The organism is Pseudomonas sp. WS 5146 (genome assembly GCF_012985495.1).
GTDB classification, from domain to species: domain Bacteria; phylum Pseudomonadota; class Gammaproteobacteria; order Pseudomonadales; family Pseudomonadaceae; genus Aquipseudomonas; species Aquipseudomonas edaphica.
In genome coordinates this window covers 152,018-168,980 of the sequence record NZ_JAAQWL010000008.1, presented here as the reverse complement: position 1 = coordinate 168,980, position 16,963 = coordinate 152,018, and the positions used below count along the sequence as shown (strand labels likewise).

12 protein-coding genes are annotated in these 16,963 nt (G+C 61.2%); 1 reads left to right on the top strand and 11 read right to left on the bottom strand.

Features of this window, described 5'->3' with window-relative positions:
- Positions 1 to 6: 6 nt before the first annotated feature.
- The 9 genes from HBO41_RS20640 to betI all read right to left on the bottom strand — a co-directional run bounded on the left by HBO41_RS20640 (position 7) and on the right by betI (position 12,418).
- Positions 7 to 1,185 (bottom strand): NAD(P)/FAD-dependent oxidoreductase, encoded by a 1,179-nt coding sequence (locus HBO41_RS20640; RefSeq protein ID WP_099550370.1) that lies wholly within the window; start codon positions 1,183 to 1,185, stop codon positions 7 to 9.
- 136 nt (positions 1,186 to 1,321) lie between these two features.
- Positions 1,322 to 2,659 carry an ATP-dependent RNA helicase DbpA gene (gene dbpA, locus HBO41_RS20635; protein WP_232626477.1) on the bottom strand — a complete coding sequence of 446 codons (1,338 nt, stop codon included), beginning with the start codon at positions 2,657 to 2,659 and terminating at the stop codon, positions 1,322 to 1,324.
- Between the two features lie 130 nt (positions 2,660 to 2,789).
- Entirely contained in the window at positions 2,790 to 4,217 is a 1,428-nt protein-coding gene (mdtD, locus tag HBO41_RS20630) for a multidrug transporter subunit MdtD (protein WP_017139382.1), read from the bottom strand.
- A 35-nt stretch (positions 4,218 to 4,252) separates the two neighbouring features.
- A complete protein-coding gene (locus tag HBO41_RS20625) occupies positions 4,253 to 5,143 on the bottom strand; it encodes an alpha/beta fold hydrolase (RefSeq protein ID WP_017139381.1) in 891 nt (296 codons plus the stop codon).
- Between the two features lie 330 nt (positions 5,144 to 5,473).
- The gene (locus HBO41_RS20620; protein WP_169987533.1) at positions 5,474 to 6,790 is read right to left on the bottom strand and encodes a TldD/PmbA family protein; all 1,317 of its coding nucleotides are present in this window, start codon (positions 6,788 to 6,790) and stop codon (positions 5,474 to 5,476) included.
- Positions 6,790 to 8,232, bottom strand: coding sequence for a TldD/PmbA family protein (locus HBO41_RS20615; protein WP_017139379.1), 1,443 nt, complete (start codon positions 8,230 to 8,232; stop codon positions 6,790 to 6,792). Before HBO41_RS20615 ends, HBO41_RS20620 begins: the two co-directional genes overlap by 1 nt.
- Before the next feature lie 165 nt (positions 8,233 to 8,397).
- Positions 8,398 to 10,101, bottom strand: coding sequence for a choline dehydrogenase (betA, locus tag HBO41_RS20610; RefSeq protein ID WP_017139378.1), 1,704 nt, complete (start codon positions 10,099 to 10,101; stop codon positions 8,398 to 8,400).
- A gap of 141 nt (positions 10,102 to 10,242) precedes the next feature.
- Positions 10,243 to 11,715, bottom strand: coding sequence for a betaine-aldehyde dehydrogenase (gene betB / locus HBO41_RS20605; RefSeq protein WP_017139377.1), 1,473 nt, complete (start codon positions 11,713 to 11,715; stop codon positions 10,243 to 10,245).
- 109 nt (positions 11,716 to 11,824) lie between these two features.
- Positions 11,825 to 12,418 carry a transcriptional regulator BetI gene (gene betI, locus HBO41_RS20600; RefSeq protein ID WP_010207128.1) on the bottom strand — a complete coding sequence of 198 codons (594 nt, stop codon included), beginning with the start codon at positions 12,416 to 12,418 and terminating at the stop codon, positions 11,825 to 11,827.
- Between the two features lie 391 nt (positions 12,419 to 12,809).
- Here betI and HBO41_RS20595 point away from each other — a divergent pair, with 391 nt between their 5' ends.
- A complete protein-coding gene (locus tag HBO41_RS20595) occupies positions 12,810 to 14,744 on the top strand; it encodes a BCCT family transporter (RefSeq protein ID WP_240792821.1) in 1,935 nt (644 codons plus the stop codon).
- A gap of 168 nt (positions 14,745 to 14,912) precedes the next feature.
- On the opposite strand, the gene choV is transcribed toward HBO41_RS20595, so the two are convergent.
- Complete coding sequence (gene choV / locus HBO41_RS20590) at positions 14,913 to 16,091, bottom strand: choline ABC transporter ATP-binding protein (protein ID WP_017139375.1); 1,179 nt, start codon at positions 16,089 to 16,091, stop codon at positions 14,913 to 14,915.
- Positions 16,088 to 16,933, bottom strand: a complete 846-nt coding sequence (choW, locus tag HBO41_RS20585; protein WP_017139374.1) for a choline ABC transporter permease subunit — start codon at positions 16,931 to 16,933, stop codon at positions 16,088 to 16,090. Before choW ends, choV begins: the two co-directional genes overlap by 4 nt.
- Positions 16,934 to 16,963 lie beyond the last annotated feature (30 nt).

The following is a 16,963-nucleotide window of genomic DNA, read 5'->3' as shown; positions in this document are numbered from 1 at the left end:
CATTCTTCAGGCGTATTGGGCGGCTGCGTAACCGGAAGCCCATGCCCACTGGAAGTTGAACCCACCCAGGTGACCGGTCACATCCAGCACTTCACCGATAAAGTACAAGCCCGGGCTTTTCAGCGACTCCATGGTCTTGGACGACACTTCCCGCGTGTCCACGCCACCCAGCGTCACCTCGGCCGTGCGATAGCCTTCGGTGCCCGCCGGTACCAACTGCCAGCTCGACAGCTTTTGCGCGATGTCGGCCACTTCGGCATGGGTGTATTGCTTCATCGGCTTGGACACAAACCAGATCTGCGCCAACAGATTGGCCATCTTCTTGGTGAAGATCTCACCCAGCAGGGTTTTCAGCTCGCTGTTGGGGTGCTCGACCTGTTGCTGTTGCAGCCAGGTGTGCGCGTCGTGGTCGGGCAGCAGGTTGATTTCAACCGTGTCACCGGTCTCCCAGTAGGAAGAGATCTGCAAAATCGCCGGGCCACTGAGGCCACGGTGGGTAAACAAGATGTTCTCGCGAAAGCTCTGGTCGTTGCAGCTCACCAGGCAATCCACGGACGTACCGGACAACTCGCCGCACAACTCCTTGAGCTGGTCGGTGATGGTGAACGGCACCAAGCCTGCGCGGGTCGGCAGCAGTTCGTGGCCAAACTGCTTGGCCACCTGGTAACCAAAACCGGTGGCGCCCAGGGTCGGAATCGACAGGCCGCCGGTGGCGATCACCAGGGATTCGCAGCGCAGTTCGCCCAAGGTGGTTTGCAGTTGATAGCCGCCGTCGACTTTGGCAATTTCCTCGATGGAGGTGTCCAGGTGCAGGCTCACGCCGGTCTGGATGCACTCATCGAGCAGCATGCCGAGGATGTCGCTGGACTTGTTATCGCAGAACAGCTGGCCGAGCTTTTTCTCGTGGTACGGCACGCCGTGCTTGGCCACCAGCCCGATGAAATCCCACTGGGTGTAGCGGGCCAGGGCCGACTTGCAGAAATGCGCGTTGTGCGAGAGGAAGTTGGCCGGCTCGGTGTACATGTTGGTGAAATTACAGCGGCCACCGCCGGACATCAGGATCTTTTTGCCGGCCTTGTTGGCGTGGTCGATCAGCATCACCTTGCGCCCACGCCCGGCGGCGGTCAGCGCGCACATCAAGCCTGCGGCACCGGCGCCAATGATCACAACTTCGGTCGAGCGCAAAACAGTTTCCTCATGTTCATCAGATCAGATCGTTCCCACGCTCTGCGTGGGAACGCATCCCGTGACGCTCTGCGTCACAAAGCGGACGCAGAGCGTCCATGGCGGCATTCCCACGCGGAGCGTGGGAACGATCAGGTCAGAGGATCCGCACGCGCAACGAGCGGCCTTTGATCTTGCCGTCATTCAAACGCTGCAACGCCTGCTTGGCGATCCCGCGCTCAACAGCCACGAACGCCTGGAAATCAAAGATCGCGATCTTGCCGACCTGGGCACCCGGAATCCCGGCGTCACCGGTCAGTGCGCCAAGGATGTCGCCCGGGCGCACCTTGTCTTTACGGCCGGCGGCGATGCACAACGTGCTCATCTGCGGCAGCAACGGGCCACCGCTTTGCGGCTTGAGGTTGTCCAGTTGGTCCCAGTTCAGCGGCGACTTTTGCAGTTGCTCAATGGCTTGGGCACGGTGGGCTTCGGACGGCGCCACCAGGCTGATCGCAATACCGGTCTCACCGGCGCGACCGGTACGGCCTACGCGGTGGATGTGGATTTCCGAGTCGCGGGCCAGTTCGACGTTGATCACCATGTCCAGGGAGTCAATGTCCAGGCCACGGGCGGCGACGTCGGTCGCCACCAGCACCGAAGTGCTGCGGTTGGCGAACATCGCCAGTACCTGGTCACGGTCGCGCTGCTCCAGGTCGCCATGCAGGCCGACGGCGGAGATACCTTTGGCGGTCAGGTGATCCACAGTTTCCTGCACTTGCTGCTTGGTAAAGCAGAACGCCACGCAAGACGCCGGGCGGAAGTGCGCCAGCACCTTGGTCACCGCGTCCATGCGCTCTTCCGGCGAGATCTCGTAGAAACGCTGTTCGATCTGGTCGTCGGAGTGGAAGGCTTCGGCCTTCACCTGCTGCGGCGCACGCATGAATTTGGAGGCTAGCTGCTTGATGCTCACCGGGTAGGTGGCCGAGAACAGCAGGGTTTGGCGGCGTGGCGGGGTCTTGCTGATGATGTCTTCGATGGCGTCGTAGAAGCCCATGTCGAGCATGCGGTCGGCTTCGTCGAGGATCAGCGTGTTCAAGCCGTCCAGCACCAGCGAACCTTTGCGCAGGTGCTGCTGGATACGGCCCGGTGTGCCGACGATGACGTGGGCGCCGTGTTCCAGCGAGGCGATCTGCGGGCCGAGGGACACGCCGCCGCACAGGGTCAGTACCTTGATGTTGTCTTCGGCACGCGCCAGGCGACGGATTTCCTTGGCGACCTGGTCGGCCAGCTCACGCGTCGGGCACATCACCAGTGCCTGGCAGCCGAAGTAACGCGGGTTGATCGGGTTCAACAGGCCGATGCCGAAGGCGGCGGTCTTGCCGCTGCCGGTCTTGGCTTGGGCGATCAGGTCCAGCCCCTTGAGGATCACCGGCAAGCTTTGCGCCTGGATCTGCGTCATCTCGACGTAACCCAGCGAGTCGAGGTTAGCCAGCATGGCGGCGGACAGGGGCAAAGTATTAAAAGCGGTGGCGATGGTAGTCACGGGACTGGCTCTGCAAAACAAAATGTCGCGCAGTGTACCAGCCCTGTGGGATTTTCCCTGCAAGTTCTAGACGAGAAGCCTGTTAATGCTCAAGGTCGTGCTCGCGGCTGACCACCCGTTTGCCGTCTTTTGGCGACAGTTGCAGGAAGATCGCCGCCGCCAGCATGGCCATGATGCCCACGGTGAGGAAGGTCAGTTGGAACGCGCCCAGCACGCTTTCCACGCCGTCATTGCCCGCTTCGGCAGTAAAGCCGCCGAGCAGGGCACCGGCACAGGCTACGCCCAGGCTCAAGGACAATTGCGCCACCACCGAGAGCAAACTGTTGCCGCTGCTGGCCTGGGCGTCGTCGAGGTCGATCAGGGTGACGGTGTTCATCGCGGTAAATTGCAGCGAGTTGATTGCGCCCAGCACCGCCAGCATGCACAGCAGCAGCGGGTAGGGCGTGTGTTCGCTGACCAGGCCCATGCTGGCCAGCATGATGCCCAGCGCCAGGGTGTTGCCGGTGAGCACAATGCGATAGCCCAGCCGCTCGATCAGTGGCCGGGCGATGGACTTGGCAAACATCGCCGCCGCCGCCAGGGGCAACATGCTCATACCGGCTTCGGAGGGCGAGTAACCCAGTGCCACCTGCAGCAGCAACGGCACCAGAAACGGCAGTGCGCCGCTGCCCAGCCGGGCGAACAGGTTGCCGAGGATGCCCACGGCAAAGGTGCGGGTCTTGAACAGTACCGGCGAGAACAGTGGGTTGTCGATATGCCCGGCACGCAGCCAGTACGCGGCCAGGCAGGCGAGCCCGCCGAACAGCAGCAACATCACCCGCAGGTGCGGCAGGTGCAGTTCGCCCAGGCCTTCCATGGCGATGGTAATCAGCACCATCGCCGCGCCAAACAGTACAAACCCTACACTGTCAAAGCGCGTGCGTTCGCTGCCGCGCAAGTCGGGGATGAGTTTCCACACGGCGTAGCAACCGACCATGCCCACAGGCAGGTTGATCAGGAAGATCCAGTGCCAGGTCAGGTATTGCACCATCCAGCCGCCCATGGTCGGGCCGAGCAAGGGGCCGAGCAGGCCGGGAATGGTGATGAAGCCCATGATACGTACGAGTTCGGAGCGCGGATAAGCACGCAAGACCACCAGCCGCCCGACCGGCAGCATCAGCGCGCCGCCCAAACCCTGGATGACCCGCGCGCCCACCAGCATGGTCAAGGTGCTCGACAAGGCGCACAGCAAGGAGCCAATGCTGAACAGCATGATCGCGCCGAAGAAGATTTTTTTGGTACCGAAGCGGTCGGCCACCCAGCCCGAAGCCGGGATCAGCAAGGCGACGGTGAGCATGTAGGCGATCACCACCCCTTGCATGCGCAGCGGGTTTTCCGCCAAGTCCCGCGCCATGGCCGGCAGGGCGGTGTTGAGAATCGTCCCGTCCAGCGACTGCATGAAGAAGGCAATCGCTACCACCCAGGGTAGCCAGCGGGCGGTCTTGGCATCGAGAGGGGCGCGATTCGGCATGTGAACCCTTTTATTAGCAGGCTATGTGTTGGCGATTATGCGCCATCCGTCGCCCCTTTTCCCACTGGCGGTTCGTCTAATTCCGACAGTGTTGCGTGCTCTCCCACCAGGAAATCCAACAGCGCACGGTGCACCGACATGGCCGCTTCGCGCGACTCCAGGTCGAGCAGATGGCCGGTGTGTTCGGCGACCGCAAAGCTGCTGCGGCCGACATAGCGCTTGAACAACTGGGCCTCGGCCGCCGGCGTGTATTCATCCAGTGCGCCATTGAGGAAGTGCACCGGGGTTTCGATCCGGGTCAGCGCCGGCAGGTAATTACCATCGCCCAAGGCCAGCACCTGATGGATATGGAAACGCGCCTGGCGGTACTCGGTGGTGGCCATGCTCGACAGGTGCCGATGGTTGTTGCGCTTGAGGCGCGGCGACAGGTATTTGCCGACGGTCTCATTGAGCAAGTGGCCGACGGCGGATTTGTCATCGGCTTCGATCAACACGCGCACGCGCTCCACGTAGTCGAGCATCGCCTGGTTGAGGTTGGGCGCCAGGGCCATCACCACCGAGCTTTCGATGGAGGGCGGGTTGTGGGCCAGGGTCAGCAAGGTGGAGATACCGCCCCAGGAGGCCGACACCAGATGGTTGACCTCGAAGCGCTCCACCAGCGCGCGCAGGATTTGCACCTCGTCGTCCTTGGTCACAAGCTCGAGGTCGGTGTTGTGCTCGCGCGAATAGCCGGAGAACGGCAGGTCGAACAGCAGCACATTGAAATGCTCCGCCAGGCATTTACTGGTTCGCGCGAAAGAGCGTGTGGTGGACAGCGCGCCGTTGACCATCAAGACAGTCTTTTTTTCCGAATCGTTTCCTAGCTGCTCAACATGAACGTTGTAGTGCTTGAACAGCTTCTCTATGACAAAACTTCCATGGTTCATGTCAACGCTCCAGCTTGCCCTTCCCGGGCAAGGTCATGCTCTCGTGGGGTGGGTGGCGGGATGCCACTAACCGTTATAACGAGGTTTTTTGCGGGCGACAACAGGCCGCACGGGGAGAAGTGTTAGATGGGATTTTGCGGTAGGAAGGGATGAAACGAGGTGTCTGAAATCAATACAAGCCTATGTGGGAGCTGGCTTGTCTGGTAGCTGGCCTATGTGGGAGCTGGCTCGCCTGCGATGGCATCACTGCGGTGTGACTGACACACCGAGGTGACTGCATCGCAGGCAAGCCAGCTCCCACACAAGCCCGCTCCCACAGGGGCGTTGTATTTACAGCGTTAGCGTCAGGCGCTTGACCAGCGCCCCCGGCAGCAGGTTGGACGAGGTATTGCGCTGGCTGTACGTACTCGCCGACAGCAGCAGTTCCCGTTCCGAGGTCAGCGCTTCAAGCTGCGAACCGAGCAGGCTGTAGACACTGTCATCAAACCGCATGGTGCTCACCGGCGCCATGATCTCACCATCTTCGACCCAGAACGTGGCAAAGCGCGTCATGCCGGTCAGGCGTGCCGCCGGCAAGTCCGAGTAGTTCAGATACCACAGGTTGCTGATGTACAAGCCAGTGCCCAATTGCTTGAGGACATCGGCCTGGGGCAGGTTGCCTGCGGCCATCTGCAAGGCGCTGGGCGACTCGTCGCTGCTGGCGCCGTTGGTGCTCAGGCCATATTCGGCAGCACTGCGCGAGTTGATCAACTGGCCCTCGGCTTTACCGGCGTTGATCAGCGTGACATCACTGCGCGGGTAGCCTTCGGTGGAAAACGCCTGGCTCAGGGAGCCGCTGATCTGCTCATCGACCTTCACCAGTGGGCTCAGCGACTGCTCACCCGTGTAGAGCTTTTGCAAGCAACTGCCTTTGCTGGCGATGGCCTGGGCGGAAAACCCGCCCCACGTGACAATGCTGAAGATTTCTTCCAACGCCGCCGGGGCCAGGTAGGCGCGGTACTGGCCGGGAGGCAGCTTGTGCAACGGGCGGCCGAGGAACTCCAGCTGCTCACGCGCCCGCTGGAAACGCTCAGTGAACTCGGCGCTGTCCCAGGTGTGCCCGGCGTAGCTGGCTTTCACCGCTTCGCCGTTGGCGTGGAACAGGCTGAAATCGAAGTTGAAGCTATTGGCCTGATGCCAGCCGAACGCGCCGTCGGAACTGGCAAAGCCACGGCTGATGGGGCCGGCAGCGTAGAAGCCCACCAGGTCCACACCTTCAGCGGCCTGGCTGATATCTGCCAGCACCTGGGCCAGTTCCGGCAGCGGTCGCAGTTGTTCGTTGTGGTTTTGCCAGGCGTTGTGGTTCAGCAGCAGGTACGGATCCTGCGGCAACAATGGCAAGGTTTCGCGCAGTTGTTGCAGGCCGTCGGCCAGGCGCTGGCGATCCAGCGCCGGCTCACCGGCAAGGGTGATACCGAGGTCGGCGTGACGGCCATCGTTGATCAGCTTGAGGTTGAGGCTGGCCTGTTGCACCTGGCCCGCTTGACGCACCTTGGCGTGGTTGAAGCGCACGAACTCGGACGACTCGTCAGCGTAGCCCAGGTGAAACTGTTCCTTGTCGGTGACGGCTTGCTTGAGCCAACCCACCAGTGCCTTGAAGTTATTCATCAGGCATCTCCCCCGAACACGTCGATATCACTGAACACACACGCCGGTGAAGCGTGGCCCACGCGGATCACCTGGTTGGGTTCGCCTTTGCCGCAGTTGGGCGTGCCCAACACCTGGAAGGTGCTGGCGTCGCCGACGGCGCTGAGGTTGCGCCAGAACTGCGCGGAGATGGCGCGGTAGTTGGGGTTTTTGACCACGCCCTTGAGTTCGCCGTTTTCGATCAGTTGGCCCCACTCGCAGCCGAACTGGAATTTATTGCGTGCGTCATCGATGGACCAGGAGCGGTTGGTGCTCATCAGAATGCCGTGCTCGATGCCGCTGACCAGCTCAGCCTGGGTCTTGTCGCCGGCCTCGATATTGAGGTTGGCCATGCGGTCGATGGGCGGCCGATTCCAGCCGCACGCGCGGCTGTTGGCCACGCCTGGCAAGTTCGCGCGAAATTGCGACAGCGCGCCACCCAAGGGCTTGAGCAGCAGGCCATCGCGAATCAGGAACTGCTTGCTGGCGGCCGTGCCGTCGTCGTCATGCCCATAGCTGGCGAGCTGTTCGGGGATGTCCGGGTCGAAGGTCACGTTGAGCAAGGGCGAGCCGTATTGCAGGTGGCCGAAGTCGCTGGCCTTCACAAAACTGGTGCCGGCGTAGTTACGCTCATCGCCCAGGATGCGGTCCAGTTCCAGCGGGTGGCCGATGGACTCGTGGATCTGCAGGATCATCTGGTCGGGCATCAGCAGCAGGTCACGCGGGCCGTGGGGCGTGTTCGGCGCGAGCAGCAGTTGCAGGGCTTCATCGGCGACTGTGCGGGCGGCGCCGGCCAGGCCGAAGCGGCGAATCACGTTCGCACTGCCTTGCTGGCCGAAGTTGGTGCCGCCCAGGGTGCGGGTCTGGCTGTCGTTGCCGTCGAAGGCGGTGACGCTCAGGCCCGGAAAGACGAAACGCTGAGCCTGGCGCAGCTCGGCACCGGCGCTGTTGAGGTAGATCTGTTCAACCCGCGTGGTGCCCAGGCTGACTTCCCAACTGACCAGGCGCTCATCCTTGGGCACGCTGGCGGATTCATCGCCGAGCAGTTGGTAGCAGTCGCTCAGGGATGGGAAGGGCTGGTCGAGGTCGGGCGACAGGTAGTCGGCCACGTCACTGGAGACCTGTTGTGTGTGCAAGTCGAGCAGGGCATGGGGCGAAATCTGCCGGGCTTGCTGTTCGGCGCGCTCAAGGGCTGCTTGCAGGCCGGCGAGGGAAATGTCGTTGGTTGCTGCATAAGCTTCCACGCCGTTGAGGCGCACGGTGAGCATGGCGCCCTCGTCGTGGCTAAGGTGTGGCGGCTCGGCGACGTTCTTGCGTACCGACAGGTACTGGCCGGATTCGCGCACATAACGCAACGAGAAGAATTCGGCGCGGGTGCGCAGGGCACTGAAGTGTTGTTTGAGGGTGGGGTGGGCGTCGAACATCGGGACCTCCTTGAGGGCAGCGCAGTCCCAGAGGCTAGCATAGGTGATCGTTCCCACGCTCTGCGTGGGAATGCCGCCTTGGACGCTCTGCGTCCGCTTTTGAAGGTCGTGACGCAGAGCGTCACAGGATGCATTCCCACGCAGAGCGTGGGAACGATCAACGGGTTACTGCGCAGTAGGGCCGACTTCACGCATCGGCTTGCCACGCACCGGCGCATCGCCTGCCACGTAGTAGTCGGCAGTGCTGCGCGGCAGTGGCTTGCGGCCACGGATCTTGTCGGCGATTTTCTCGGCGATCATGATCGTCGGCGCGTTGAGGTTGCCGGTGGTGATGATCGGCATGATCGACGCATCCACAACACGCAGCCCCTGCATGCCATGCACGCGGCCTTCGGCATCCACTACAGCCATCTCGTCGGTGCCCATTTTGCACGAGCAGGACGGGTGGAACGCAGTTTCGGCGTGCTCGCGGATGAACTTGTCCAACTGCTCATCGGTTTGCACGTCAATGCCCGGGCTGATTTCACGGCCACGGTATTGATCCAGCGCCGGCTGCTGCATGATTTCGCGGGTCAGGCGGATGCCGTCACGGAATTCCTGCCAGTCCTGCTCGGTGGCCATGTAGTTGAAGAGGATGCTCGGGTAGTCCCGAGGGTTCTTCGACTTCAATTGCACGCGGCCACGGCTCGGCGAACGCATGGAACCCATGTGCGCCTGGAAACCGTGCTCTTTCACACCGTTGCTGCCGTTGTAGTTAATCGCGACCGGCAGGAAGTGGTACTGGATGTTCGGCCAATCGAAGTCTTCACGGGTACGGATAAAACCGCCCGCTTCGAACTGGTTGCTGGCGCCGATACCGGTGCCGTTGAACAGCCATTCGGCACCAATGGCCGGCTGGTTGTACCAGAGCAGCGATGGGTACAGCGACACTGGCTGAGTGCAGGCGTATTGCAGGTACAGCTCAAGGTGGTCCTGCAGGTTTTCGCCGACGCCGGGCAGGTCGTGGACCACCGGGATGTCGAGGCTTTCCAGCAGTTTGGCCGGGCCCACACCGGAGCGTTGCAGCAGTTGCGGCGAAGCGATTGCACCGCTGCACACCAGTACTTCTTTACGCGCACGGGCTTCAACACGTTCTTCAGCCGCGCCGATCAGGTAACGCACGCCTACGGCCCGCTTGCCTTCAAACAATACTTTGTCGGTGAGGGCGTGGGTGACGATGGTCAGGGTCGAGCGCTTCTTGGCCGTGTCCAGGTAACCGCGTGCGGTGCTGGCGCGACGGCCTTTAGGCGTGACGGTACGGTCCATCGGGCCGAAGCCTTCTTGCTGGTAGCCGTTCAGGTCGTCGGTACGCGGGTAACCGGCCTGTACGCCGGCTTCAACCATCGCGTGGAACAGCGGGTTGTTGCCGGCTTTAGGCGTGGTCACGCTGACCGGGCCGTCGCCACCGTGGTAGTCGTTGGGGCCGATGTCGCGGGTTTCGGCTTTACGGAAGTACGGCAGGCAGTCGAGGTAGGTCCAGTTTTCCAGACCTGGCAGTTTTGCCCAGTTGTCGTAGTCCATGGCGTTGCCACGGATGTAGCACATGCCGTTGATCAGCGAAGAACCGCCCAGGCCTTTGCCGCGACCGCATTCCATCCGGCGGCCGTCCATGTGTGGCTCAGGGTCGGTTTCGTAGGCCCAGTTGTAGCGACGGCCTTGAAGCGGGAACGCCAGCGCGGCAGGCATTTGGGTACGGAAGTCAAAACGGTAGTCCGGGCCGCCGGCTTCCAGCAGCAGGACGGTGACGCCTTCGTCTTCGGTCAGACGGGTCGCCAGGGTGTTACCGGCGGAGCCGGCACCCACAATGATGTAATCGTATTCTTGGGACATTGGATGCACCCTCTTTTGAGATGGTCAGGTCGGGCCTCATCGCAGGCAAGCCAGCTCCCACATTTTATTGGGTTAACACAGCACAAAATGTGGGAGCCGGGCTTGCCCGCGATGGCGGCCTGGGCAGTACAGCGCTCGGATTTAGAACACCGAGGCGTAGTCGCCCAGCTCAACCTGTACCGATTTGATGCGGGTGAAGTTGTTCAGCGAGCTGATACCGTTCTCACGGCCAACGCCCGACTGCTTGTAGCCGCCAACCGGCATCTTGGCGTCGGACTCGCCCCAGGCGTTGATCCAGCAGATACCCGCTTCCAGCTGATGAATCACGCGGTGGGCGCGGTTCAGGTCCTTGGTCACCAAACCTGCGGCCAGGCCGAAATCGGTGTCGTTGGCGCGGCGGATCACTTCTTCTTCGGTCTCGTAAGTGAGGATGCTCATCACTGGGCCGAAGATTTCTTCACGGACGATGGTCATTTCGTCGGTGCAGTCGGTGAACACAGTCGGGGCCACATAGGCGCCTTTGGCGAATTCGCCGTCGGTCAGTCGGTCGCCGCCGCACAGTACTCGGGCGCCTTCTTCCTTGCCTTTGGCGATGTAGCCGAGCACGCTTTCCATGTGGGCGAAGCTGACCAGCGGGCCGAAGTTGGTGTTTTCGTCTTGTGGGTTGCCAACACGAATGCGCGCAACACGCTCAACGATCTTGGCTTCGAACGCCGCTTGCAGGTGTTTCGGCACGAACACGCGAGTGCCGTTGGTGCAGACCTGGCCGGAGCTGTAGAAGTTGGCCATCATGGCGATGTCGGCGGCGCGATCCAGGTCGGCATCTTCGAACACGATCAGCGGCGACTTGCCGCCCAGTTCCATGGTCACTTCTTTGAGCGAGGAGCTCGAAGCGCTGGCCATAACTTTCTTGCCGGTGTCGGTGCCGCCGGTGAACGAGACTTTCTCGATGCGCGGGTGCTCGGTCAGCCAGGTGCCGACTTCACGGCCGCTGCCGGTCAGCACGTTGAACACACCGGCTGGAACGCCAGCTTCGGTGTAGATCTCGGCCAGTTTCAGGGTGGTCAGCGAAGTGACTTCGCTTGGCTTGAAGATCATCGCGTTACCCGCCGCCAGGGCCGGTGCGGATTTCCACAGGGCGATCTGGATCGGGTAGTTCCACGCGCCGATACCGGCTACTACGCCCAGCGGCTCGCGGCGGGTGTAGACGAACGAAGTGTCGCGCAACGGGATCTGCTCGCCTTCGATGGCTGGCACCAGGCCTGCGTAGTATTCCAGCACGTCTGCGCCGGTGACGATGTCGACGTATTGGGTTTCGGAGAAGGCTTTACCGGTGTCCAGGGTTTCCAGGGCGGCCAGCTCATCGTTGCGCTCGCGCAGGATGTCGACGGCACGGCGCAGGATGCGCGAACGCTCCATGGCGGTCATGGCGGCCCAGATTTTCTGGCCTTTTTCAGCGCTGACCACGGCACGTTCCACGTCTTCCTTGGTGGCGCGTTGCACTTGGGCGAGAACTTCACCGTTAGCCGGGTTGATGGCTTCGAAGGTGGCATCGCTGCCAGCGTCGCTGTAGCCGCCGTCAATGTAGAGTTTTTGCAGTTCGAAACGGGCCATAAAGTCCTCGCAAGTGCATAAGTGGTTGGCGTTACCCGCCGAAAGTGGGCCATGGGGTTGTGGCAACACTGAGCGGCAGACGTTCAGGGGTTGAGCGTTTATGTGTGCTCTAACTCACCTGCTTGGCCAATTGGAAATCCATGTATTCGTAAGCGATCCGTTGCGCCTGCTCCGTGTCGAAAGCGTCTCCCGACAGGGCGCCGCGCAACCACAAACCGTCGATCAGGGCCGCCAGGCCTCTGGCTGCTTTGCGTGCGTGCGGCAGCGGTAGCACTCGGCGGAACTGGCAGCACAGGTTGGAATACAGACGTTGATCGTTGATCCGCTGCAACCTGTGCAATGACGGGTGGTGCATGCTGGTGGCCCAGAAGGCCAGCCAGGTTTTCATTGCCGGTCCGTTGACCTGGCTGGCGTCGAAGTTGCCCTCGATGATCACCCGAAGGTGCGCCCGTGGGCTGTCGTCCTTCAGCGCAAGCCTGCGTTCGTGGACGTTCTCGATCAGCACATTCATCAAGTACCGCATCGTTGCGGCGATCAGGCCGTTCTTGTCCTGAAAGTAGTGACTGATGATGCCGTTCGAGACGCCGGCCAAACGGGCGATCAGCGCAATGCTGGCATCTCCCATTCCAACCTGATCGATGGCCGTCAAGGTGGCTTCGATCAACTGCTGGCGGCGTATGGGTTGCATACCGACCTTGGGCATGTAGCACCTCTCCTTAGGCCTGCCGTTGGGCGTTAAACGTCCGTCGGCTTGATGGCCAGTCTATTTTGTTTTGATTGAACGTTCAATCAACAAAGAATAAGATCTGCGACAAATGGTCGCTGCCTACAGATTTTTCCTACCTGTGAGCAACGTCCTCTGACACCTGCAAAAACCCTTGAAACAGGCCGTATCAGGGCCTGGCCACTGCCTAGGCGCGGCTCAAGAATTTTCGGGGTGTCTTTATAACACCCGTCCGTCGACTGCCGAAAAATCGATGTCCCGGGATAACCGTTGCCTTGTGTTTCTCTCTCGCACTGCCCGGAGCATCTGCGCCATGAGTTCTGCCTCTCTTATAAAGACCCCGCCGGAAAAGGTCAGGGTCAACGGTTGGGTGTTTTACACCTCCACCGCGCTCATTCTGTTGTTGACCGCCATTCTGATCATCGCCCCGCAGGAGGCCGGGCGCATGCTCGGCGTAGCCCAGGCGTGGCTGTCGAAAAGCTTCGGTTGGTACTACATGGTGGTCATCGCGGCCTACCTGGTGTTTGTGGTCGGCCTGGCGTTTTCGTCCTACGGTAAATTGAAACTGGGCAGCAAGGACGACACCCCGGACTTCAGCTACGGCGCCTGGGCCGGCATGTTGTTCTCGTCGGGCATCGGCATCTCGCTGCTGTATTTCGGGGCTTCCGAGCCGTTGGATCACTACTTCAACCCGCCCGAAGGCGCCGCCGCCAGCAATGGCGCAGCCCGCCAGGCGTTGCAGTTGACGTTCCTGCACTGGGGCCTGCACGGCTGGGCGATTTATGCGCTGGTCGGCCTGGCCGTGGCGTACTTCGCGTACCGTCATAACCAGCCGTTGGCCTTGCGTTCGGCGCTGTACCCGCTGGTGGGCGAGCGTTGGGTCAAAGGCGCGGCCGGCCACGCGGTGGACGGCTTCGGCATGTTCGTGACCCTGCTGGGCCTGGTGACGAACCTGGGGATTGGTTCGATGCAAGTGTCGTCGGGGCTTGAAAACCTGTTCGGCATGCAGCACAGCAACACCAACCTGCTGATCGTGATCATTGTGATGAGCACCGTGGCGACCATCGCTGCCGTGTCGGGTGTGGAAAACGGCATTCGCCGCCTGTCCAACCTCAACATTGTGCTGTTCAGTGGCTTGCTGATCTTTGTGCTGTTGTTTGGCCCGACCCTGCACCTGCTCAATGGCCTGGTGCAGAACACCGGTGACTACCTCAACGGTATCGTGCTGAAAACCTTCGACCTGTATGTGTACGAAGGCGACGCCGACAAGACCGAGCGCTGGATGGGCCTGTGGACCCTGTTCTACTGGGCCTGGTGGATTTCCTGGGCGCCATTTGTAGGCATGTTCATCGCGCGTATTTCCCGTGGTCGTACAGTGCGTGAGCTGGTGGCCGGCGTGCTGCTGATCCCGCTGGGCTTCACTCTGGCGTGGTTGTCGATCTTCGGTAACTCGGCGTTGGACCTGGTGCTGAACCACGGCGCAGTGGAGTTGGGCAAGACGGCGCTGGAGCAACCGTCGATGGCCATCTACCAACTGCTTGAGCATTACCCTGCGTCGAAAATCGTGATCGGCGTGTCGATCTTCGTGGGCTTTGTGCTGTTCCTGACCCCGGCGGATTCCGGCGCGGTGATGATGGCCAACCTTTCGTGCAAGGGCGGCAATGTCGATGAAGATGCGCCGCACTGGCTGCGGATCTTCTGGTCGGTGGTGATCACCCTGGTGACCATCGGCCTGCTGTTCGCGGGTAACTTCGAAGCCATGCAAACCATGGTGGTGCTGGCGGGGCTGCCGTTCTCGGTGGTGCTGATTCTGTTTATGTTCGGTTTGCACAAGGCGATGCGCCAGGATGTGGCCATCGAACAGGAGCAGGCGCAATTGGCCGAACGTGGTCGTCGTGGTTTCAGCGAGCGTTTGACCGCCTTGGACCTGCAACCGAGCCAGGGCACGGTACAGCGCTTTATGGACAAACACGTTACGCCTGCGTTGGAAGAAGCGGCGAGTGTGCTGCGTGACCAAGGGCTGGAAGTGCAGACGCTGCTGGGTAAATCCAAGCGCTGCATCGGTGTGCGTATCGAGATGGAAGAGGGCAACCCGTTTGTCTATGAAGTGAGCCTGGATGCTTACTCCTCGGCACCGAGCGACCTGCCCGAAGAAGAGCGCACCCGTTACTACCGGGCCGAGGTCTACCTGCACAACGGACCTCAGGAGTATGACCTGATGGGCTTCGCCCAGGAACAGATCACCCGGGACGTGCTCGATCAGTTTGAAAGCCATCGGCAGCTCCTTGGCCGTGTCTATAGCTGATAGTTGAGCCGAGCGGCGCCGTCACTGGCGCCGCTGTTCCAGGCTTGGAATGGGGTCAAATGTGGGAGCTGGCTTGCCTGCGATAGCGGTGGTGAATTCACTAAAGCTATCGCAGGCAAGCCAGCTCCCACATTGACCCAGTTTCTTCAGTTGGTTTTGCGGTACCGACTAGCCCAGGTTCTTGCCCAGCAGGGCATGGTACAGCTCGCTATCCCCCAGAATCCCCACCACCTGGTTGTTGTTATGCAACACCAGCTTGTTCCCCGTGTGATACCGGATCTGCAACGCATCGCGCATGCCGATATTGGAATCCACCAGCGTCGGTACCCGGCCCAAACCTTCCACCGGTTGCCCCGGCGCCCAGTTCTGCAGGTTCAACGGCGTGCCGTTCTGGCGTGCGCCCTTGATCACATTGCCTTCGGCCAGGTCCAGCCACGAATCGCCGCCCGGGTCCAGGCTGATGGAGCCGTTGACGTGGGTGCAGTTCTCTACGGTACGCATCAGGCTGCGCCCGCACAGCACGTTCAGCGGGTTGGTATGGGCGACGAAGGTGCGCACATAGTCGTCCGCCGGGTTCAGCACAATCTCTTCCGGCACGCTGTACTGGATGATCTTGCCGTCTTTCATGATCGCGATGCGGCTGCCGAGTTTCAGCGCCTCATCCAGGTCGTGGCTCACGAACACGATGGTCTTGCTCAGCTTGCGTTGCAGTTCCAGCAGTTCATCTTGCAGGCCTTGGCGGATCAGCGGGTCGAGGGCCGAGAAGGGTTCGTCCATCAGCAGGATATCGGCATCCATCGCCAAGGCGCGGGCCAGGCCGACGCGCTGCTGCATGCCACCGGACAGCTCGTCGGGCTTCTTGTTACGCCACTGGGCCAGGCCCACCAGTTCGAGTTTTTCATCCACCAGCGCGCGCCGTTCTTTCTCCGGGCGGCCCTGCATCTCAAGGCCAAAGCTGATGTTCTCGCGCACCGTCAGCCACGGCATCAACGCGAACTTCTGGAACACCATGGCGATGCGCTTGGTGCGCATCATTTTCAGCTCGGCGGGCGTGCAGGACGCAATGTCGATCTGGCGGCCTTCGTGCTCCACAAACAGCTGGCCGCGGCTTACGGTGTTGAGGCCGTTGATGCAGCGCAGCAGGCTCGACTTGCCGGAGCCGGACAGGCCCATCAGCACGCAGATCTCGCCCTTCTCAATGTCCAGGCTGGCTTTTTCAACGCCGACGATCTGCCCGGTCTTTTTCAGGATCTCGTTACGGCTCATGCCCTGGTCCAGCAGCTTGAGCGCTTCGCGTGGGTCTTTGGAGAAGATCACGTCGACATTGTCGAATCGGATAATGCTCATGCATCACCCCCTACTTTGGCGTCGGGTTGTTTGCAGATGCGGTCGAGCATGATGGCCAGCAATACGATTGCCAGGCCGGCTTCAAAGCCCAGGGCAATGTCGGCGGTGTTGAGTGCGTTGACCACCGGCTTGCCGAGGCCGTCGGCGCCCACCAGGGCCGCGATCACCACCATCGACAACGACAGCATGATGCATTGGGTAATGCCGGCGGCAATGCTCGGCATGGCGTGGGGCAGTTCAATGCGTGAGAGCAACTGACGGCGCGAGCAGCCAAAGGCCTTGCCGGCGTCCATCAACTCTTGCGGTACATCGCGGATACCCAGGTAGGTCAGGCGGATAGGCGCGGCAATCGCGAACACCACCGTGGAGATCAAGCCAGGCACCACACCCAGCCCGAAGAGGGTCAGGGTAGGGATGAGGTAGACGAAGGTCGGTACGGTCTGCATCAGATCGAGCACCGGCCGCATCATGGTGTAGAACAGCGGTTTGTGTGCGGCAACAATGCCCAGCGGCACACCGATGACCACGCAGACCAGGGTGGCGAACAACACCTGCGCGAGGGTTTCCATGGTTTCCTGCCAGTACCCCAGGTTGAGGATCAGCAGGAAGGAGGCGATGACAAAAACGGTCAGGCCCCATTTACGTTGAATAAAGTGAGCCAGCAGCGCAATCAGACCGATCAATGCCAGCGGATTGAACCAGGTCAGCGCGAACGTCACGCCGTGGATCATCGTTTCCAGGGTCGATGCGATGGCGTCGAAGTAGTTGGCACCATGTTTGGTCAACCATTCGACGAAGGCAGCGATGTACTGGCCTAGTGGGATTTTCTGTTCAGTCAGCATGGTAGTGAATGTCCACATGCGAAGGGGAAA